At 42.7% G+C, this 18413-nt stretch carries 27 protein-coding genes; 3 read left to right on the top strand and 24 right to left on the bottom strand.

Annotated elements, in window-relative coordinates; genetic code table 11:
* Window positions 1–31 precede the first annotated feature (31 nt).
* From MHH60_RS29995 to MHH60_RS29985, 3 genes are all read right to left on the bottom strand, one after another.
* Window positions 32–247: a hypothetical protein gene (locus MHH60_RS29995; RefSeq protein WP_076208663.1), complete on the bottom strand. Its 216-nt coding sequence runs from the start codon at window positions 245–247 to the stop codon at window positions 32–34.
* 11 nt (window positions 248–258) lie between these two features.
* Window positions 259–888, bottom strand: a complete 630-nt coding sequence (locus MHH60_RS29990; RefSeq protein ID WP_370511197.1) for a restriction endonuclease — start codon at window positions 886–888, stop codon at window positions 259–261.
* 190 nt (window positions 889–1078) lie between these two features.
* A complete protein-coding gene (locus MHH60_RS29985) occupies window positions 1079–2005 on the bottom strand; it encodes a LysR family transcriptional regulator (RefSeq protein WP_076273416.1) in 927 nt (308 codons plus the stop codon).
* A 127-nt stretch (window positions 2006–2132) separates the two neighbouring features.
* Here MHH60_RS29985 and MHH60_RS29980 point away from each other — a divergent pair, with 127 nt between their 5' ends.
* The gene (locus tag MHH60_RS29980; protein ID WP_076138702.1) at window positions 2133–3020 is read left to right on the top strand and encodes an alpha/beta hydrolase fold domain-containing protein; all 888 of its coding nucleotides are present in this window, start codon (window positions 2133–2135) and stop codon (window positions 3018–3020) included.
* A 511-nt stretch (window positions 3021–3531) separates the two neighbouring features.
* Here MHH60_RS29980 and MHH60_RS29975 read toward each other — a convergent pair.
* The 16 genes from MHH60_RS29975 to MHH60_RS29900 form a co-directional block, all read right to left on the bottom strand.
* Complete coding sequence (locus MHH60_RS29975) at window positions 3532–4143, bottom strand: hypothetical protein (RefSeq protein ID WP_143766797.1); 612 nt, start codon at window positions 4141–4143, stop codon at window positions 3532–3534.
* A 101-nt stretch (window positions 4144–4244) separates the two neighbouring features.
* Window positions 4245–4916: an N-acetylmuramoyl-L-alanine amidase gene (locus tag MHH60_RS29970; protein ID WP_076138699.1), complete on the bottom strand. Its 672-nt coding sequence runs from the start codon at window positions 4914–4916 to the stop codon at window positions 4245–4247.
* Window positions 4916–5182 carry a phage holin family protein gene (locus MHH60_RS29965; protein WP_076138698.1) on the bottom strand — a complete coding sequence of 89 codons (267 nt, stop codon included), beginning with the start codon at window positions 5180–5182 and terminating at the stop codon, window positions 4916–4918. Before MHH60_RS29965 ends, MHH60_RS29970 begins: the two co-directional genes overlap by 1 nt.
* Window positions 5183–5197: 15 nt before the next feature.
* Window positions 5198–5476, bottom strand: a complete 279-nt coding sequence (locus tag MHH60_RS29960; RefSeq protein ID WP_076138697.1) for a hypothetical protein — start codon at window positions 5474–5476, stop codon at window positions 5198–5200.
* A gap of 60 nt (window positions 5477–5536) precedes the next feature.
* Entirely contained in the window at window positions 5537–5668 is a 132-nt protein-coding gene (locus MHH60_RS29955) for an XkdX family protein (protein ID WP_076138696.1), read from the bottom strand.
* Window positions 5669–6154 (bottom strand): XkdW family protein, encoded by a 486-nt coding sequence (locus MHH60_RS29950; RefSeq protein ID WP_341161194.1) that lies wholly within the window; start codon window positions 6152–6154, stop codon window positions 5669–5671.
* 15 nt (window positions 6155–6169) lie between these two features.
* Entirely contained in the window at window positions 6170–7783 is a 1614-nt protein-coding gene (locus tag MHH60_RS29945; protein ID WP_076138694.1) for a hypothetical protein, read from the bottom strand.
* An 11-nt stretch (window positions 7784–7794) separates the two neighbouring features.
* Window positions 7795–8403: a putative phage tail protein gene (locus MHH60_RS29940; protein ID WP_076138693.1), complete on the bottom strand. Its 609-nt coding sequence runs from the start codon at window positions 8401–8403 to the stop codon at window positions 7795–7797.
* A 3-nt stretch (window positions 8404–8406) separates the two neighbouring features.
* Window positions 8407–8745, bottom strand: coding sequence for a hyaluronate lyase N-terminal domain-containing protein (locus MHH60_RS29935; RefSeq protein ID WP_076138692.1), 339 nt, complete (start codon window positions 8743–8745; stop codon window positions 8407–8409).
* A gap of 11 nt (window positions 8746–8756) precedes the next feature.
* The gene (locus MHH60_RS29930; protein ID WP_076138691.1) at window positions 8757–9779 is read right to left on the bottom strand and encodes a DUF2793 domain-containing protein; all 1023 of its coding nucleotides are present in this window, start codon (window positions 9777–9779) and stop codon (window positions 8757–8759) included.
* Window position 9780: 1 nt separating this feature from the next.
* Window positions 9781–10194, bottom strand: a complete 414-nt coding sequence (locus MHH60_RS29925; RefSeq protein WP_076104544.1) for a phosphoglucomutase — start codon at window positions 10192–10194, stop codon at window positions 9781–9783.
* A 1-nt stretch (window position 10195) separates the two neighbouring features.
* Complete coding sequence (locus MHH60_RS29920) at window positions 10196–11260, bottom strand: baseplate J/gp47 family protein (protein WP_306082385.1); 1065 nt, start codon at window positions 11258–11260, stop codon at window positions 10196–10198.
* On the bottom strand, window positions 11247–11660 hold the full coding sequence (locus MHH60_RS29915; RefSeq protein WP_076138689.1) for a DUF2634 domain-containing protein: 414 nt from the start codon (window positions 11658–11660) through the stop codon (window positions 11247–11249). Before MHH60_RS29915 ends, MHH60_RS29920 begins: the two co-directional genes overlap by 14 nt.
* On the bottom strand, window positions 11657–11950 hold the full coding sequence (locus tag MHH60_RS29910; protein ID WP_076138688.1) for a DUF2577 domain-containing protein: 294 nt from the start codon (window positions 11948–11950) through the stop codon (window positions 11657–11659). The genes MHH60_RS29915 and MHH60_RS29910 overlap by 4 nt, the downstream gene beginning before the upstream one ends.
* Window positions 11951–11952: 2 nt before the next feature.
* On the bottom strand, window positions 11953–12918 hold the full coding sequence (locus MHH60_RS29905) for an XkdQ/YqbQ family protein (RefSeq protein WP_076138687.1): 966 nt from the start codon (window positions 12916–12918) through the stop codon (window positions 11953–11955).
* 6 nt (window positions 12919–12924) lie between these two features.
* On the bottom strand, window positions 12925–13623 hold the full coding sequence (locus MHH60_RS29900; protein ID WP_076138686.1) for a LysM peptidoglycan-binding domain-containing protein: 699 nt from the start codon (window positions 13621–13623) through the stop codon (window positions 12925–12927).
* Between the two features lie 96 nt (window positions 13624–13719).
* On the opposite strand from MHH60_RS29900, the gene MHH60_RS29895 reads away from it, so the two are divergent.
* Window positions 13720–13962, top strand: a complete 243-nt coding sequence (locus MHH60_RS29895) for a hypothetical protein (RefSeq protein ID WP_076138685.1) — start codon at window positions 13720–13722, stop codon at window positions 13960–13962.
* Here the strand turns inward: MHH60_RS29895 and MHH60_RS29890 are convergent.
* From MHH60_RS29890 to MHH60_RS29880, 3 genes are read right to left on the bottom strand one after another with little or no spacing between them, the layout of a single operon-like run.
* The gene (locus MHH60_RS29890; protein WP_076138684.1) at window positions 13946–14296 is read right to left on the bottom strand and encodes a hypothetical protein; all 351 of its coding nucleotides are present in this window, start codon (window positions 14294–14296) and stop codon (window positions 13946–13948) included. The genes MHH60_RS29895 and MHH60_RS29890 overlap by 17 nt on opposite strands.
* 14 nt (window positions 14297–14310) lie before the next feature.
* Window positions 14311–16836 carry a hypothetical protein gene (locus MHH60_RS29885; protein WP_076138683.1) on the bottom strand — a complete coding sequence of 842 codons (2526 nt, stop codon included), beginning with the start codon at window positions 16834–16836 and terminating at the stop codon, window positions 14311–14313.
* Between the two features lie 59 nt (window positions 16837–16895).
* Window positions 16896–17291 (bottom strand): hypothetical protein, encoded by a 396-nt coding sequence (locus tag MHH60_RS29880; protein ID WP_076138682.1) that lies wholly within the window; start codon window positions 17289–17291, stop codon window positions 16896–16898.
* 49 nt (window positions 17292–17340) lie between these two features.
* Here MHH60_RS29880 and MHH60_RS29875 point away from each other — a divergent pair, with 49 nt between their 5' ends.
* Window positions 17341–17508: a hypothetical protein gene (locus MHH60_RS29875; RefSeq protein WP_179088962.1), complete on the top strand. Its 168-nt coding sequence runs from the start codon at window positions 17341–17343 to the stop codon at window positions 17506–17508.
* On the opposite strand, the gene MHH60_RS29870 is transcribed toward MHH60_RS29875, so the two are convergent.
* Window positions 17505–17927 carry a phage tail assembly chaperone gene (locus tag MHH60_RS29870; RefSeq protein WP_076138681.1) on the bottom strand — a complete coding sequence of 141 codons (423 nt, stop codon included), beginning with the start codon at window positions 17925–17927 and terminating at the stop codon, window positions 17505–17507. The two genes, MHH60_RS29875 and MHH60_RS29870, sit on opposite strands and share 4 nt — an antisense overlap.
* 21 nt (window positions 17928–17948) lie before the next feature.
* On the bottom strand, window positions 17949–18413 hold the full coding sequence (locus tag MHH60_RS29865) for a phage tail tube protein (protein ID WP_076138680.1): 465 nt from the start codon (window positions 18411–18413) through the stop codon (window positions 17949–17951).

Genomic DNA, 18413 nt, shown 5'->3' with positions numbered 1-18413 from the left:
TTAATGTAGATGGGGTATTTTTCATACGCGATTATGCCAAAATCATTCTAAATTCAAATTCACTTCTCATATAATAAGCATCCGCGACTTTAACACTAACAGGACTCCATTTCTGAATCGAGCCACCACAATCAACTATACACCCTGCCAGATCACCACGGCGTTCAAGTATATCTACGTGTGACTGTGACAAAGCAGCCGTTAGAAATTCAGAGTCTGTCTTTAGGACTTTGTATATATTACTCAATACGATCACTCCTATTTATTCTTCGTGACCAGTCGTTTTTCCGCCTTAAAATCCTTCTTAATAACTTTATTACTATTCATATAATTATCCCATGAATCTAGTATAATTCTCGGTTCCGACTCAATGATATCTTTTGCTTTATTTATCTCTCCTGACTTAAATAAGTCCATGATATTAATGAGATCACTGCGATTATGTAATTTCACTGCGTTATAACCAGCAAGTTCTTCACATGCTGATGTATATTGATTTGAGGATATCACCATGGACTTCTTAGCTCGGTAATATCTCATCGAACCATAAACCTCTTGAACAGCTCCTAATCCTACCGGATTCGAATACCTTTTGGCCTGAACAACATTTCGATATCCTTCACGATCAGTAAAAACTAAATCAGAACCGAAATCACGACTCCCCTGTGTTTTATATGCATCAATGTACCCCAATGCTAAAAATAAACGATACAGATATTCTTCAAAGTCAGTTCCGTCTTCCATTCGGTCTATGTCCTGGATCGTAATCTTAAGTGGATCAATTACTCTACTTTGGGGAGGGTAACTCTTCTTTGTTGATAAAACTTTGAATACAAAAGCAGCAGTAATGATAACAATAATAACCATGAAAATTATAATTTTTGTCAACCAGCAACCCCCATCAATTTAAGACCCTCGCCGACATTGGCAAGATTCTTCCAAATTACAATGCCAGTACTTCCAAACCATATAACCTTAATATAAATGATTTGGAACATTATGTATATGCACTCTATATCACAGGTAACGAGATTTTCCAGAACGCAAAAGACTACCAACCAAAGCCAACAGCGTGTTTCTATTTGTTCTCATCTTCAAGACTACTTTGAGCTCCCATAAATAACTCTATTAAACGGGCTGTGAACTCCTCAGCCATCCTCGTATCGCGTTCTTGTTTTCTAGTAATCCGCCCTAAAACTACTGGCTCGGAATTGTAGTGTTTCAACGGAACAGTTACAATCTGTTTTTGATAACTTGAAGGTAAAGAGTGAATGATAAAATCAGGTCCTATCGTAATGGTATCTCCTTTGACAACCATTTGATATAAGGCATCCATATTATTGGTAGATAGCGCAACTCGATTAGTAGGATGTGCAGATATCAAATTATGAGCAATTGATTCAATATATTCATCTCTATATAGGACAAACACTTCATTTCTTAAATCCTCAGCAGTTACAGCGTTCAAAAACCGTAATGAGGAATTCTTGTTCACGATCAGTACAGCCTTACCTTGTATTAAAGGCATCCAATCAAAAGAAGCATCCTTTTGTTGCTCAGAACTGTAAGAAACCAAACCCATACTTGCATATCCTTCATTCACGTGACTTTGTACTGTCTCTGTATCACCCTCTAACATTTGAACATTCAGTAAAGGATATCTTTTAGCAAACTCAATGGTAGTTTGAACAACCTGTGGAACCATTCCTGGTATGGTGGAAATGATAATATTTTCTGATGATTCTTCTTTAAGAAGTGATAGCTCCCGCTTCATTATCTCCACACTTTTAAGAATGGATACAGAATGTTGGAGGATTAACTGTCCTTCTTTCGTTGGGGTGATTCCTTTCTTTGTACGATGAAAGATAACTGTATCCAATTCATCTTCTAGCTGCCGTACCGATTGACTAATCGTAGGTACTGTCAAATGATGCACACTAGCAGCCTTAGTAAAAGTCCCATAATTAGCAGCTGAAATCAAATACTGTAATTGCGTGATATTCATCAATCTCATCCTTAAATATATATTTAGGAACCTTAATTATATTTAAATATATTTTATCATGATGAGTTGGTATTATGAATATATAGCAGAACATTTATGCATGTTATCGTTATTGGAGGTCATCAGGATGAGAAGTTGGCAAAGTTTCCTTGTCGAACGTTTATTATTACTAAATAAAAAGAAGATCAACACAGCCTATTATATAGAACAAAAAAGAATAGCTAATCAAACCCCTTATGTAATACCAGCTAAGCTTCAACAAAAATATCATATACTGAAAGATAATACCTATTCATTAGACACATATATTTTGGAATCAACCTCAGAACCACATACAAGAGTAATTTTGTATCTACACGGCGGAGGATATATCGAACAACCACTATCATGGCATTGGCGTTTTTTATATAAATTATCCCAAAAGGTGAATGGAACAATATATGTACCTGTGTATCCTAAAGCCCCAAATCATAATTACAAAGAAGCCTTTGAGCAGGTTCTTCCTATCTATGAATACTTATTAACCAAGGTTCAACCAGAGAATATTGTGCTGATGGGTGATTCAGCAGGTGGTGGCTTTGCACTTGCTCTAGCACAATTCTTATTGGAAAATGATATTTCGCAACCAGGCAACATTATACTCCTTTCCCCATGGCTAGACATCACACTCAATCATCCGGATGTAGCAACAATGGAGAGCAAAGAACCTATGCTTGATGCGAAACTTTTGATCGAGGTCGGTAAAATTTATGCCGGGGAAGCAGTAAAAAGTAATTATTTATTAAGTCCGATGAATGGACCTATACAAGGCTTAGGCAAAATCTCCTTATTTATAGGTACTCATGAATTATTCCTTCCCGATGCTCGAAAATTTAAGGGATTAGCCGAAAAAGAAAAAGTAAGCATCAACTATTTTGAGTATCCCCAAATGAATCACGTGTTCCCTGTATTTCCTATTCCAGAAGCAAAGACAGCTATGCAACAAATGATAGACATAATAATAAAGGATACGTAGGATCTACTAACTGATCGCTTTTATTTTTTTGCTACACCTAGTACTTTTTCTTCCTTTGATTTTATAACACATCACACCTTAACTGTAACATTATCTCGTTTTTTGGATGAACTTCACGAACACCAACAAATCCCTCATAGATCAATTAAGATTAACGAGGGATTTGATATTCGCGCTTATGCCAAAACCATCCTAAATTCAAATTCACTTCTCAGGTAATAAGCATCAGCAACCTTAACACTAACAGGACTCCACTTTTGAACTGGACTACAACAATCAATTGTACAGCCAGCCAAATCACCACGACGTTCAAGTATATCTACTTGAGACTGTGACAAAGCAGCCGTTAGAAATTCAGAGTCAGTGTTTAAGACTTTGTATATATTGCTCAACACGATCACTCCTATGTATTATATACCCCTATCATAGTTGACAGGGCATGTTGCTATGTAATAAGTAATTGGAATAATAATTTCAGAATGGACAAACACCAGGTACCTTTAGCATCTTATTATTTTGTCCATGAAGTAACTCCATCAACATATTTATCTAAAGATTCGCCACCAGATACTTTTCTAATGTGATCTTTTAATTCTTCGATATTACTCAAAGCTTCACCGATATAGAGCTTAGCAGACTCTTGTATATCTATGCCATTATCAATTTTTTCGCCTTCTGATTCAATCATTTTCGTAACAGCTATTTCTAGAGCTTCATGGTTTAGTTGATTAAGATAAGTTAATAATTGATTAATTTTTATGTTTGACTCTTTGTGCAGCCAAATTTCCTGCGTTCTTGCTATAGCTGATAACTGCTCGAACTGACTCAATGGTGCAAATTCATCCATATCTTTATATTCTAAGAATTCATTGCCTGGATTAATAAACGGAGCTAAATAGTTTTGTAAATCAATTAAGGACCTGTAGATTTTATTATAAGATTCCTCTCTAACTGAAAGCAGCCTTAATACATATCTTTCTTTTCTTTCTTCTTCTAGTCTTTTTTTTGATATTCGCTCATTTGCTTTTGTTGTGAGAAAAACAACTGCTATAGCGGTGAATGAAGAAATAACGGCGCTCCATATGTAATTAATAGTTTTCAACCCCATTTCATGATATCTCATATTTCATTGAAATTTCGACAGATAATTGTCAATTCCTCTATATCAATTAAAAAAAGCCCACCAGCCGAAGCCAATGGGCATAACCTCAAGTGTTTGAGCATTTAATTCGTGATATCAACAGTCTTTGTTTTTGCGTCATATACAACTGTAGCTCCTAGCGCCTCTGCTACTGCCCGAGCTGGTGTATAGGTAGTGCCGTTATCAAGCACACCGTCAGCTACCTTTTTTCCGTTCACGTTAACTGTCACCTTTACATCTTTATTCACAACTGCAACTCCTAACTTAAGCTTGTAATCAACCAAATTCTTGAACGCTGTCCACCCCGTCCACTTCCCACCATCATACATCAAACGAGGACAAATCTTACCACTCCAGTCAAAGTGCCGCCGAAGCCGATCTATGCCCCACCCACGCTCTTTGAGCATCGATGCAACCAGTTCAGCAGCATTATCTAAAGCCTTTGCATAATCGCCACTCTCGCAGATCTCAATGCCTATGCTTGTACGATTACCGGATTTAATTCCACTACCGTCACCCGAGTGCCATGCGTTTTCCGTTAGTGGGATACACTCCACTGCTTCTTTACTATCAACCACTATATGAAATGATGCTTGCCGATCGTTAGAGGGATTAGTTAGCCATGAGCGCTCATTAGCAGCTGTACTGGATGGATTACCTGTGTTATGGATAGTTATTGTTGTCGCTACCATTGTAAGCGAAGGACGACGATTACAGGCTGTTTTTAATGGTACATGATCCTTACGATAAATCATTATTGATCACCGCTTTTCTTAGCCTGCTTAATAAGCTGGTTTCCGTATACAGCTACAGCCCCACATAGGATACCTTGTATAAAGCTTGTAATTACAAACCCTAACATCAGTACAGCAAATACAATGGCGACCAGCGTAACAATATACACAATGCTCCAGTCCGGTACTTTTGGCGTTTGTTTTAACCAATAACCGATAATCCAACAAACTACGACAACAACCATTAATTCAGGATTAATAAACTCCATAACTGCATTCCATTCCATATTAATTCATCCTCTCTATTCTTCGATTTTGTCCAAGCGCTTATGGGCTTGCTTGGTAGATTCTTCAACTCGTGTTACTCGCTCAGAGAGTGCATCCGTCCGTTGACCCTGCTGTCTGACATCAGCTCGAATATCGTCCACACCACGTTTGATGTACTCGACATCTGTACGTAACACTGCTCCGCTGCCAGCCTCTTGCGCCACATCTTTTTTAAAAGCAGATGTTCTGGTTACCCACCCTAATACAACACCGCTTACTGCTGCTACTAATGCTGTGATCGTTGTAATCTCCACTACCTTCCCCCCCTTATATAAATAGCCCCCGGAGATCCGAGGGCAAAATAAAAACGCCTGCTATTCGGCGTTGGTTGTAATCTCTGTAGCTTGTTCGGCAGTGATTTTTTTCGCTGTGACAAATACCTGTACCTGCTCTCCCGTATACAACCCTGCGTCAAAGTATCGCTTAACCAGTGCGTACCAGTTCATTTATAGCACACCTCCTTCCACGAGGCTCAGCAGTAAGGCAGCCTGATCTTGTTCAGCTTGATCTTGCCTAGCCTGCGTCTGCACTAGCTCCAGTAATAAAGCTGCATTGTCGGCGCGTAGTTGCTCGGTTTCCGTCAGCTCTGGCGGCTTATTAGCTTCGGCTTCTAGGTAGGCTGTCCAAGCTGCTTGAAGTTCGGCTTCAGTCGGTTGGGGTTTGTCCAGATTCCACATTGCAATATGTGGACCTCTCTCAACTAGGTCGTAATCCTCGCCCTCGGTAAGCAGGTTATAGTCGATGCCGTAACGATAGTGTACGCCCTCTATGGGTTCCTCGCCTTCTTCTGTCGGCTTGATCTCATACCGTACTCGTCCTTTTTCTTCGGCTCCTTTGCGTAATGCTGGTTCGGGTCCGTTGTCCTGAACCATGAAATCACGCATTGGATCAGCTTCCGGGTATAGATACTTGATTGCTAGTGCTATATTCATCATCATTCCTCCTTTTTAGGCTAACCGTATAATAGCAAAGTGCGTGGATTGGTCTGCTGTGCTTATAGAACAGGCCACGTCAGAATAGGCGTACAGTTCTACAGTTTGTCCCCCGTAAAGGTCTAGAAGTGCATTCCCGCTAACTATAATGTCACCTTTACCAGCGTGATACTGCTCAGATATTGTGCTGTTATAGATTCCATCAACGTAAATGGCTAATAGTTCACGAGACAACACAGGTGACGTACTAAACATTCCTACACGTGCGTCCACACTATAAAATCCGGGTTCTGGAATGACGAAACGGGAATTGGCTACATTTGAAATTGATTTAATATTATTGTTAAATTCAGTGAATAAAACTTTGGTCCACGTTTGAGCAGGTATAGTCTGTGCAGTTGGAACGTTTTGGTGGTGCATCTCTCCCATGGGTCTTGTCCATTTTGTATTATCTCCCCATGGGTTAAGAACTCCACTTGACAGCACCAAGCCAGTTGCAGCGCCATTGCCATTTGTTGACGATGGTTGTGTACCGCTTTGTGTAATTAATCCAGCACCTTGATAGACATACAACGCATAAGTATTTCCAGAGCCAGAGTTGGAATCACTATGAATTCGCGATCCATCAGCAGATAAAATAGCTTGACCTTTATTGGATATCGCACAACCCTTTACTCTAACGGTTGATGCCGAAGCATCTACCCCCGATGCGGTCGGAGCCGATGCTATCAGATTACAATAGGAAATTTCAACATAAACGGATTTTGATATAGATACTCCGTTTGTATTTGAAGCATTACAATTAAGACCATTCAGCGCAGTGCGTGAGCTGTTGTTAATAATTGCAATTGCTTGTACGGTGCGGGATGAAGATGCCACGGTATCACCCTGTATTGTTATAGATCCACCACCGGAATAACCGCTAAGACTTATAATCTCCGAATATGTTCCCGCCGCGACGTTAACAGTAACAGCGTGATTTACAATTTGTGGAATAAAACTAATAGCCTTTGTAATCGTCTTAAACGCTTTAGCCGCCGTATTATCTGATCCGTCATTACTATCACTACCATCTGTACGGACATAGTAGGTAAGGTCTGCTGTTGTTTGTTGCGGTGTAGTAGCTAAATTGGGTTTACTGTTCCAGTTAGACTTTTCTGTGTCAGTCGCAAATCTATGAGTAGCATCCTCAGTAATCATAGTTGCTGGATGATTTGCTGGATGAACATAGTTATTTGCTCCTGTGGCGATTCCGTCGAGCTTTATTTTGTCAGTTGCCCGCATCAACCCGTCACTTTGCGGTGCTGCTGAAACAAGAGTATTCGGTGCTTTTCCATTCCATGCTATCTTTTCAGCATCAGTTACAAATCGATTACTTGCATCTTGCGCGATTATAGATGGTGGATGAGTTGCCGGGTGAGTATAGTTCGTTGCTCCTGTTGCGATACCCGCCAGCTTTGTTTTCTCGGCTGCTGTGTAATCATTGGTAGACAACTGTTTACCTGTGACCTTATCAACCTTGTTATTAACAGTCGTGTCTAAGATATCCATATTTCCGTTCAAATCGGTAATATCAACGATATCTGTTCCCTCGGGTTTCTTTAAGCCCAAATTTCCTGTGGTTTGCATGTGTCACTCTCCTATCCAAAAGTTCTTAAGTCGTTCCACGTTCCGGTGCCAGCAGTATTCCAAGTTATCGTTTTAAGCGAATCCCAATATGTGTACGTGTAAGCAAACTCATAGGCCAAGTGTGCCGGCTTGATTTCATCAAGTATCTGAATTAGCCCAGCCATATTCGGTGGAATGCCTAGAATGCCTATGAATCGGACGATAAATCGATATTCCCCTGGAACTTCTTCTACCGATACTTCCCCACCAGCAAAAGCCGATGCTGTTCGTTGAATCATTTCAGGTGTCGTTGTGCCTGTGCCTCGTCTTTTAGCTTTGATCATTTCACGTCTACTGACATAAGACTTTGATGGATCCGAGCTTAATCCAAGTTCAGCCTCCCAACGCGCAAGGCTCCATGTTGCAGTTTCAACATATGCCTGATCTAGCACCTCTTGAGCCCTCGTAGTTAAGCCATATATCTCAATTCCTAATGATTTCTGCAGTTCTTCTATTTCTTGAACACCCTTGTAATAAGCCGGTAGGTATTTCATAAGATCAACCGTATTTACATCGTCTATATCCTCTAATTCATTAGCCGTGAAAAGAAGAGTGCTATATAAAGATTCTCCATAGCTCAAACATCACACCCCCTTTAATTGGTTCCATGTTACGGGACCCTTACTCATATATTCGGAGTGCGTATGTGTTGAAGGTGGATACGTTGCTGGTTTCCCAGCTACACCGGACCAAGGGACTGTATCAGCGTTGGCTGCATAATCCACTTTTCCGTCATTGTTAGTATCATAGATACTTTTGAGCATGTCACCTGAGCTTTGAGCAGCTACGAGCAAAACATTACCACCTGTTGTGCCTATATATAGCTTACTCGTATCGGTACAATAGCCAAGCTCGCCTATTGCCAATGTACCAATTGCGCTTTCTATTCCTCTACGTATCTGAATTAATACTTTTCTCGCCATCTCAAAGCCTCCTAGAACGTGCCCCCATCGATCGTAGCGACCGTAAGTTTATTTCCATTGGCCGCATCATAGACGATACTGGAAGCATCAATATTAGCCTCGATCCCGGTCGCGTTAACAACAATGCCTTTACCTTGCTTAGCAGCTACCGTAGTAGAATCTACAACAATCCCGTTTCCAGCTCCTACCGTCAATGTAACGGTATCTGATTGACCACCACCAGTAAGACCGTTGCCCGCTGTGATCGTCTGTAGGGCACCACCAGTCCTAACCCATGCCGTTCCATTCCAGCTGTAGATCTTTTGCTCATCATCCACATATGCAGTCCAACCTACAGCAGGGGTATAGTAAGCCCAAGCTCCAGACTGATACTCTGCTATTTGGTTTGTTTTACCTGCCCATAACCCTGTCGCTGATGCTGGAATGATATAACGGTCCGCTTCTGCTGGACTTGCTGGTGGCGCTAATAAATGTTGATCTTTTACCGATGCTTGTGGTTCGATATTATGTTTTGCTAATTCGATTTCATTTTTGATTTTTTGTGCAGACCAGATATCGGTAATGGCTGTACCAGAATCATTAATGACTCGGTGTTTAGCTGCATCGTCAATATGGCTTTTAATCTCAGCTGCAGTTTTAGTATTCGTGCCATCTGACACCTTATTGATATGACCTGCACTGACATCAGCCTTTAATACCTTTGCATAAGTAGCGCCATCCGCTATATTATCTAGCGATCCTGTTAAATCACTGAGTGCTTGGGCGTTCACTCGCCTCCAAGCTGCGCCATCATCAAAATAAAGATATCCACTATTAGCCCCACTCGTTACGTAAAACAAACGTCCAACAGATGCGGCCACCGGACGAGAAGCCTCTGCACCTGACAAAGCTCGCCCAACCATTGAGTTTGTTGTACCGTCTCCGATATATATTTCTTTAGTATCTGTACAAAAGCCCATTTCGCCAACAAGCATTGCACCATAAGTGCTAAGTTGAGCTTTAGTACCACGTCTTATTTGTATCGTCTGTGCCATCTTATACCCCTCTCGTAAATGAACCACCGTCTATAAGTCCACTCGATTTATACCGCTCAACCTCTGTTTGTGTGGCTGTTACAGACTTTTGTAGCACATTAATATCGTCAGCCTCCACCGTGTCCCCTGGTGTTTCATAGGTTACGAAAACTTCAGCAGCTCCACTAAATATCTTAATTAACCTGCGCCATGGTGTATCACTCGGAATGGTTAACGTCCAGTTTGTCAATTTATCACCCGTCAATTTACTACCACTATAGACTTGGACAGTAGCGTTATTGATATTATCGTGATTCAGTAACCCCTCATAAACGCCTGCTACAAGTGTTATCCGTTCCTCAATGACATAATTGTTTCCCGTTGGGCTTTTATTCAACTTCTCCTGAAATACATCAACTTTACTCGGGTAGGCCATGTTACACCCCCAATTCCACAATACCGATCAATGGCACCTCTTCTTCTGTAAGAACGATGTTCCCAACAGCTCCATTGAGTAGCAACCCAAGATAATCAATAACACCGTCAGTCCCTAAAAGGATTGATCCAATTACGGCCTGACTTACATAAGTAGATACAAAAGACGCTGACTTACGCCAAGTCTCCAATCGCTCCAAAAAGGAATTCTTTACACCCTGCAAGGTATAACCAGGCGCTAAAGTTACCTTAGCTGATATATTGATCGTCTTACCGATTGCTGAAGTAACTGTGACTATTGCCCCAATAGGTGCTTGTCCTTCACCTTTCCCAGCAGCTGGATCAATGTAGTCTTGTACTTGATTCACAAGAACGCTTGAGGCTGGGGCACCTTCTGTATTTACAATCACAACTTTTACGGTCTTCGGACCTGACCATAATGGGAATACACGAGCGCCGCCCACTCCGGAAACTTCAAGAGCCCATTCTATATAATGATATTTATTCCCGCTGGTTGCTGGCCGTCTGGCAGAATCGAGGTACCGCTGCCGTAATGCATCATCTGTCTCTCTATCAGTCCCAGGGATAAGTAACTCCGTCAATTCAGCTCTTGCTAGATTGTTAATAAAATCGATTGGAATTAAGGCACCGAAGTGCTGATTACCCGTAACTCCTTCAACCTCTGCCTCAAGGCGATACTCCCCTAATGAGAGTCGAGAGATTGCTTTATAGTTGATTGCACCAATAGCGAAGCGACTACCAACCGGAATATCCATTAAAGTGTTAGAAGCATTATAAAAAAGCCCTCTTAGTTGAGCTTTTGTTGCCTTCTTGCGGGTAACACCAGACCACGCAATCGATCGATCCAGATAATCGCCACTAGCTGTATCAGCAAATATTAAATTTGCATTGATATCCAACTCAACATACATCTGAGCTAATTCCATTGCTGCTGGAGCCATAGCATCATAAATAATGCTACCTTCTCGCTTGTCCAGCCCATCTGGTACCCGGTCTAGCATCCTTTCTAAGATCGTTTCAAACGTTTGATCTTCATACACCGCCATTCACCTCCAATCGGTCTGTATAATTTCCGTAATCACTCTCTACGTCAAACAAGACGAGGACCGCATCGCCATCATAGTTAAATCTAAAGTTGGTTACAGAAACGATACGATCATCCTGAAGTAACGCTTCCCTAGTCCAGCGTTCCACTTCGGTTTCAAACACCGCCCGACCCCGCACCGCTCCAACATCTGCCTCACTACCGTAATTGTCACTGTAAATCAGGTTTTCAAATCGGATTGTCGAGAGTATTTTTACAACTGCCTGTTTTACGGCATCCAATCCATCCACTACCACGGATCCTATACGCCCATTTACAAGGTCTAATTTATAAGTAAGACTTGGTAGGGGTGTATCCTCCATATCCTCATTCAGCAGCACGTTATCGCTCTGTGGTATCAAACACTCACCACCCTATCCATGATTACGTAGCGTTGACCACCTTGCATACGGATAAGTAAAAGTTTATCTCCGGTAGCTAACGGCTTACGAATTACGTATTCTTGGATTCCTATTGTTATTTTCTGTTCAGATAAGGTTTCCGGAACAATTAAAAAATCCTCCGTAAGTGAAAGCCGATTATCGACCAACACTACAAGAGGATTAATTTTTTCTACAATTCCTAGCTGTACCAGAACTGGACCAGCAGCATTCACCGCTTCAGTGGCAGCGCGTTTTATCGCATCTATCATGATTACACCAACCTTAGCTCTAAGTCCATGGTATGTACTCCGCCTTCTTTCTTATGAGTACATTCATCGACTAGGAAGAATTTATTTATGTTCATTGCGTTGATATATAAATTAACGTAGCATCCTGCACGCATTCGGTAATCTCCAAGGGCCTCTATACTAAGCGTCCGCTTCTCTCGATTCTTCATGAACAGTTGCTGAGTTAGTTGCTCGGTAATTTGAGCCTGATTCAGATTCTCATCTACTGACTCGTAGAGTTGTAGCAATCCCCACTTAGCAATGCTGGCGCTATCTTTGGTAACGTAAGTTTCCCGCTTACCAGTCTCCTTGTTGTCTCTGTACAATACAATTTGATTGTATGTCTCATCGTCAATGTTGCGGCTGTAAGAGTAATCCGTCATGAGTGAATCATCACCCACCACAAAAGGAAAGCGCATATTAGAAGCATTACGTATCGTCAAGCTCCCAAAATCGTCAAAGAATACGAAGTTGGTCCCGTAGTTAATCAGGGTCTCATCTAACGCCATGCAGATCATATCGATAAACGTTTTATCGTCACGGATCTGGGAAGGAATAATGTATTTTGTATCTTCCAGCGTTCCGGTCTTGAGCTGCATGTCTTGAGCGATCTTTTGAACTACCTGAGTTGCTGTCTGTTTCGTAAATACATAAGTTCCGCTATTCATCAGATACCGGATCTGATCATAAGCAAGGATGCTTATTTCTTCTGTCTTGCCAGTTTCAATACTGAAAATATATCCATAGAAAACCCTATGTCCCTCATCTGTGTATCTAACCACATCACCATTGTTCAGTTGGAATTTTTTATCTTGCCACGGGCCATGGTCTACAAGGGTGAATTCTAAGGATGCTGCCTTACCTATACGGATTGTCTTCCAAGATATATCAGTAACGATGCTGGAAACATCCCAGACGGCGCCATTTTTATTATCGATCAATAATTCCATGTATCATCACCCCGGTAGCTTCAGAACAGAGCCGATTTTGAGTGTCTTCAGCTGCGCATCTGTTAAGCCGTTTAACTTCTGAATCTCTTTCCACCGGCTACCGTCACCGAGTTCTCTTTTAGCTATCTTCATCAAGGTGTCCCCGGATTTGATAGTAACTGTTTTAGACTTGGTACGTTCATCTGCGCGTTTCGCTGGCTCTTTCTTAGTAGTGGTTGTTGTTGTACCAGCTGGTGTTGTATTTGTCTTCAACGTCACCTTTTTAGCAGCGTAAAATACATACTCCTTCAACTCTAACTCATATTCGAAATCACCTGGGCGACCTGCAACCTCTTTATAGTTAAAAACCTCAATGCTCATCGCCAGATTGATCTTGAGCCCTAGGCTGGTAAAGATAAACCGTATGGGCTTCTTCTTGTTCATCCAGTCCTCTATGAGCTGGATATAGTCAGCGGGTTGCCCCCAATTCGCAGAAGAAACAAAACTGGGTACCGTTCCACCCGGTTGGATGGCTGGAAAGAAGCTTTCAAACTGAATGGTCTTGAGTCCGGGCGCCTTAATTACATTGATTTGTCCCAGGTCTGTGATGGAATACGTCTCACCGTCTCCCTCACCTGAGATTTCGATCTCTTCCGGAAGAACGGGTATCTCAAACCAAATGGCGCGGTTATTAAAACTGAGTTCAATGCTGTAGCCATCGGCCACAGGACCGCCTCCTTTCTTAAAAAGGGAAAAACCTCCAATCTGTCGAATAGTGGTAGTTGGTCGGACATACCAAATATTGAGAAAGGAGGTACATGAATGCTTAACTTCGACTCAATCATGAACTTAGCAAGAAGAGAGGCAACATACAACGCTGCTCAAAGGTTAAGTAAAAAAGAGAACAACCCTCTTGTTGAGAATTTAGAGCCGGAACTAAAAGAACTTACCGAACAGAACGAGCTAACCATTATACTAATTGAAGAAATTGTTAAGTCAGGATTAAAGCAGTATCATAAAGCCGTTCAAGATGAAGAACAACGGAAATCTAGAACAAGTTTCTAGCATAATTCTCAAGTGCGATAAGCGCAGCTTTCTTAATTTTTGATTCATCTCCGACACCCATCTTGATATTTATCGTTGGCGTCAAAGTGATAAAGGACTGATTATTTTTCATTTGAGCCACTTCTCTTAATGTGTCAATTTCTTGCGGGGACCATGTGGCCCCTTCCTCGAAAGCGGCATCAAACGATTCTTTAAGGATGATAGAGTTAAAGGTCTTCTCCTTCGCATCACTGAGAACTTGTTCAACTTCAGAGTACATTACGCCATGCCTGATCAAAACATAGACAATTTCGTCTGAAGCTTTGTTCAAGTCTGCCCCATCTTTTAACAACACAGCAATCCCTCCCCTTAGTTATAGACTCCCTTAGCCGTCGATGCGATTTCCTCATTCAGCTTCTTCGTAATTTTACTAACAATGGAATCCAAATTCGCTGAATTGGTCACTGGACCCGTCTTCACCTGGACTGTAGGCGTCAGCGTCACAAAGTTTTGAATGTTCTTCATTTCCGCAACATCGCGCATAATCTTCAGGTCCTCTTTGGATATGTCGATTGGCTTTTCCACTTTACCGACCTTATCGACTTTTGCAACTTTACCTTTCTTGTCAGTACCTGCGGAAGGCGTCCGGGCAGCATCAGCACGTTTATTCCAGTCGTCGAAGTTGTAATCTTTACCTGCACCTGCTTTGGCGGCATTCTCTTCTTCCTTAGCCTTCTTCTCTGCGGCAGCTCGCTTGTCTTCACGCTCCTTCATAAACTTCTCTACGTTAGCTTCACGATCCGCCGCTTTGGCAGCGATAGCCGATTCTTTTGCAGCTAAGGTAGCGTCCCGAGCTTGACGAGCTGCCTCTTGCTTAGCGGCTTCACCTGCTGCAAATTCGACGTGTTCAATTAAATCTAAAGTAACACCGGGTATTTCTTTAAGCTTTTTAATCAAGCTATTGATACGGTCAATAGCTCCATTCGCTAAATCCTCCATTAGTTCAAGAGATTTTACTTTTGCATAGCCGAAAGCATCAGCAATCCCGTACCCCACACGCATAAAGAATAACGGTATTTGGTCAAAAAAGCCGAGAATCGCATTCCAGGCCCGCATCATCGCTGCGGCAAATTGATCATTTGTTTGCCATAACCGGTAAAAGTACACGATGAGGCCGATAATCAATGTAGCGACAAGTACAAATGGGTTGGCGTTCATCACCGCGTTGACAATTGCCTGACCGATAGCCACCAGTTTCAGTGCCGCATACAAGGCCATCACAGCTGCACCTACCCCGGAAATGATAGGCTCGATCCATGACCAATTCTCCGAAAAGAAATTATAAACACTAGTAATCCATTCCAGTAATTTCATGACGCCTTGGACCACGTTATCCAGTCCCAAACTCAGCGCATCAAAGAAGGGCTGAAATTTACCCGCTTGAAAGGCAGCGTTGAGTTGAGTAATCAATGGGGTTAGGGATTGCATGGCTGCGCCGCCTGCATCAGCGAACATGGAACGTACATTACTGCCCAGTGTCTCCATTTGCTTCGCCGGACTAGCCATCATCTGATCAAAGGCTGCTTGACCCATTTTTTGTTTCTCAAGCAGCTTATCGAAAGCCTTAATAAAGCCGTCCATATCTCCGGCTTTCCCAAGCTCATCAATCTTCAGGTCACGGATATCTGATTTCGACATGTTAAAACGCTCGGCCAAGGAAACGATGTCCCCGCTCATAGCCTCTTTTAGGGCAAACGCTGCGCCTTCAATTCCGTTTCCAGCAGAGTCAAACGCATTCATCCGCTGAGCGAAATTATTCAGCTTGGACAACTGATCCGTGTTTTGGGTTGCCGAGAAGAATGAAAGCGTGCTTTGCAGTGACTTGTTGACATCCTGCCCCGTCTTTAGAGCATCTGCCTTAAACTTCTCGAACATCGCCGTGCCGATCTCGGCATCTCCTGTTCGCGCGACGAACATGTCCATCATTTTTTGCTGTTCCATGGCCCCGCCTATTGTCGCTTCTCCAAGGGCTTTAATACCAGATACACCCAGATACCCGCCGACCAAACCACCAATGCCAAGTCCGCCTCCCCCGCCGCCGCTTCCAGATGCTCTACGGTCACCGCCTCCACCGCCTCCACCTCGACCACCTCGCATACGATTGACTACTTGGCGAAGACGTTCCACTGTAGTAATCAGCGTCCGCAGCAGTGTATCCAGTGTGGCTGGAAGTCTCAAATTAAGCCGAGCTGTAAGGGTGCCGATCCGTGCCTCAATCTGCGAACGGAGTAATGTCGCCTGATGAAGTGCATGAGCAGTGTCCAGGTTGACGCGAATTCGGATTGCGGCGGTACTCCCACCCATACCGTGGATCAAAGATTGCAACTGAGACCTTACAGCTGCAGCCTCTGGCAACTCCATCTTAACCTCTGCAGAAATTGTCCCAATCCGGCTTCTGAGCTGTGCACCCAGCAAGGAAGCCGCACGCAAAGCCTCAGCGGTATTCAAGGACAACGCTAGTTGTACGGCAGGTAAGGAGGATTGAATGGTCGCCAGCTGGGTCGCGAAGTCAGAGGTTGCCAATCGAACTTCGAGCACAGCAGAACCAAATTCCGAACCGATTTGTTGCCGAACAGTCCTAAGCTGCTGAAGCACTTGCTCTGAATTTACTGAGAGCTGAATAGCATTGCCCGGACCGAGCGCAGCCAGCAACTCCTTGATTCGCTGAAGTTCTGCTACCGCATTGCCAACATTTATTTGCAGACCCACTGCCATCTGCATTTGAGAGCGAAGCCGTTCCATAATGGCAATGGTTGTATTCATAGCATTATTTACACCGGCTAATCGTTTGGTGAAGTCTTCGTACAGCTTAATGCTGGCTTCAAGGGTTGACATATTGTCCTCCTTTCAAGGCATGAAAAAGGCACCCCAATACGGGATGCCCTTTGCCTGTATTATTTTACGCTGTTGAATATTTCTTTGGCTTTTTGGTTGTTGGTTTCTAACACAAAGTTACCCTTAACTGGCCAGTCTCCCATTATCGAAGCGTACTTCTCTACAGCCTTTTTGGCCTTGGAATTTGATTCATATTCATATATCTTAACAGTGTTGTTAGCTATATTAAAAATAACTCCGTCTTTTGCATCAATCATCTCATACTTAGGTTTTTTCTCTTTTTTAATTCCTTTTTCTACTCCAGAATCGACATCGTGATTTATATCTTCCCCAGAGTTATTAAAGGCTTCGATAAACTTGTCCATGGTAAGATTATCATCCTCTTTAGAAGACGAACATCCCGCAAAGACTAGCACTAGACAGACGATAAACAACCCACTCCAAACTTTTTTCATTGCAACCTCCACAGGTAATATTTACTAACAATATACCAAAGGAGAACTGATGGGTCTATTATTATTTGTTTTTTTCCTTATCGATCCGAACGGATATCATCGCGTAAATCCCCGCCCGTTCCCGGAGACTCATGCTCATCAGTACATGCGGCAGGATGTGCAGTTCATGGAGGGCGTAGTAAGCAAAGTTAGCCTCACCATCGCCCTCGTTAATTAGTTTTTTACTTCGTCCACCAATTCATTCAGATCCTGATCATAGCCATTAAGCGCCTGTACACGCTCCACTAGAACGGTAAACTCACCAGGAAGCAGCATCTTACGGATCAGAGCCTCAGCTCCCCGCACACCATAAGATTTCTGAAGCTCCGCATCCTTGAGATTCGGATACACAACCGATGCCCCTACCATCTTGGCCAGATAGTCATTAGAATCAAACTCAGGCGTATACATACCGTTGCGACCCTTTACCTTCTTGGTGGACGCCTTCCTAAGCTCTAGGTTAGCGTCCTCTGTGATGCTCGCCAGTTTCCACGGGATCGCCTTCCCATCCTTATCCTTGAAACGCTTTGAAACTATAAAGTCCTCTGTTGCCTCTACCGCTGCTGCCTGTGCGAAAAATGCTGAAAATTCACTCATTGTATATATGCCTCCTATATTTTAGTTTGATGTTGGTGCGTTAAAAGCCTGGCCCATATCAATGCCTTCAAAGGTGAAATCAATATCTTCTTCAAGCGCATCCGACTCTGTATCCAGTGAGGCCATAACAACGCTGTCCAGATTGACACCGAGTAGCGTAATGGTCTGTAAGCCAATGCTAGAGTTAGGATCCTCATTCGTAATGGTGATATCGAAGTTTGTATCTTTCCCTGTAGTCATGTAGTCCAGCATGAGCTGACGGAAACGGCTGGTCACATAGTAGATCGTCATACTGCCCGTACCATTCCACCCGATAGCTTTGTGCTGGGTGCCCCTGCGGCCGAGGGTCTTCACATCTGCCTTTTCCTTCTCCACGGAAGCTTCCAACGTTTTGATATAAAACATATCCTCGACTTGGCCGTTAATCGTAGCATAAGCCCGGCCCTCCTGTCCGGAGATTGTATCACTAGCCTTTAAGAATGCCAT

The organism is Paenibacillus sp. FSL H7-0716, assembly GCF_038002705.1.
Lineage (GTDB): Bacteria > Bacillota > Bacilli > Paenibacillales > Paenibacillaceae > Paenibacillus_AQ > Paenibacillus_AQ odorifer.
This window is presented reverse-complemented; position numbering and strand designations above follow the sequence as displayed.

Coding starts and splice junctions, on each gene's coding strand:
- MHH60_RS29985 (WP_076273416.1), bottom strand. CDS start 2,005: ATGAATATCACGCAATTACAGTATTTGATTTCAGCTGCTAATTATGGG.
- MHH60_RS29980 (WP_076138702.1), top strand. CDS start 2,133: ATGAGAAGTTGGCAAAGTTTCCTTGTCGAACGTTTATTATTACTAAAT.
- MHH60_RS29975 (WP_143766797.1), bottom strand. CDS start 4,143: ATGAGATATCATGAAATGGGGTTGAAAACTATTAATTACATATGGAGC.
- MHH60_RS29970 (WP_076138699.1), bottom strand. CDS start 4,916: ATGATTTATCGTAAGGATCATGTACCATTAAAAACAGCCTGTAATCGT.
- MHH60_RS29965 (WP_076138698.1), bottom strand. CDS start 5,182: ATGGAATGGAATGCAGTTATGGAGTTTATTAATCCTGAATTAATGGTT.
- MHH60_RS29955 (WP_076138696.1), bottom strand. CDS start 5,668: ATGAACTGGTACGCACTGGTTAAGCGATACTTTGACGCAGGGTTGTAT.
- MHH60_RS29950 (WP_341161194.1), bottom strand. CDS start 6,154: ATGAATATAGCACTAGCAATCAAGTATCTATACCCGGAAGCTGATCCA.
- MHH60_RS29945 (WP_076138694.1), bottom strand. CDS start 7,783: ATGCAAACCACAGGAAATTTGGGCTTAAAGAAACCCGAGGGAACAGAT.
- MHH60_RS29935 (WP_076138692.1), bottom strand. CDS start 8,745: ATGGCGAGAAAAGTATTAATTCAGATACGTAGAGGAATAGAAAGCGCA.
- MHH60_RS29930 (WP_076138691.1), bottom strand. CDS start 9,779: ATGGCACAGACGATACAAATAAGACGTGGTACTAAAGCTCAACTTAGC.
- MHH60_RS29925 (WP_076104544.1), bottom strand. CDS start 10,194: ATGGCCTACCCGAGTAAAGTTGATGTATTTCAGGAGAAGTTGAATAAA.
- MHH60_RS29920 (WP_306082385.1), bottom strand. CDS start 11,260: ATGGCGGTGTATGAAGATCAAACGTTTGAAACGATCTTAGAAAGGATG.
- MHH60_RS29910 (WP_076138688.1), bottom strand. CDS start 11,950: ATGATAGATGCGATAAAACGCGCTGCCACTGAAGCGGTGAATGCTGCT.
- MHH60_RS29905 (WP_076138687.1), bottom strand. CDS start 12,918: ATGGAATTATTGATCGATAATAAAAATGGCGCCGTCTGGGATGTTTCC.
- MHH60_RS29895 (WP_076138685.1), top strand. CDS start 13,720: ATGCTTAACTTCGACTCAATCATGAACTTAGCAAGAAGAGAGGCAACA.
- MHH60_RS29885 (WP_076138683.1), bottom strand. CDS start 16,836: ATGTCAACCCTTGAAGCCAGCATTAAGCTGTACGAAGACTTCACCAAA.
- MHH60_RS29880 (WP_076138682.1), bottom strand. CDS start 17,291: ATGAAAAAAGTTTGGAGTGGGTTGTTTATCGTCTGTCTAGTGCTAGTC.
- MHH60_RS29875 (WP_179088962.1), top strand. CDS start 17,341: ATGGGTCTATTATTATTTGTTTTTTTCCTTATCGATCCGAACGGATAT.
- MHH60_RS29870 (WP_076138681.1), bottom strand. CDS start 17,927: ATGAGTGAATTTTCAGCATTTTTCGCACAGGCAGCAGCGGTAGAGGCA.
- MHH60_RS29865 (WP_076138680.1), bottom strand. CDS start 18,413: ATGGCATTCTTAAAGGCTAGTGATACAATCTCCGGACAGGAGGGCCGG.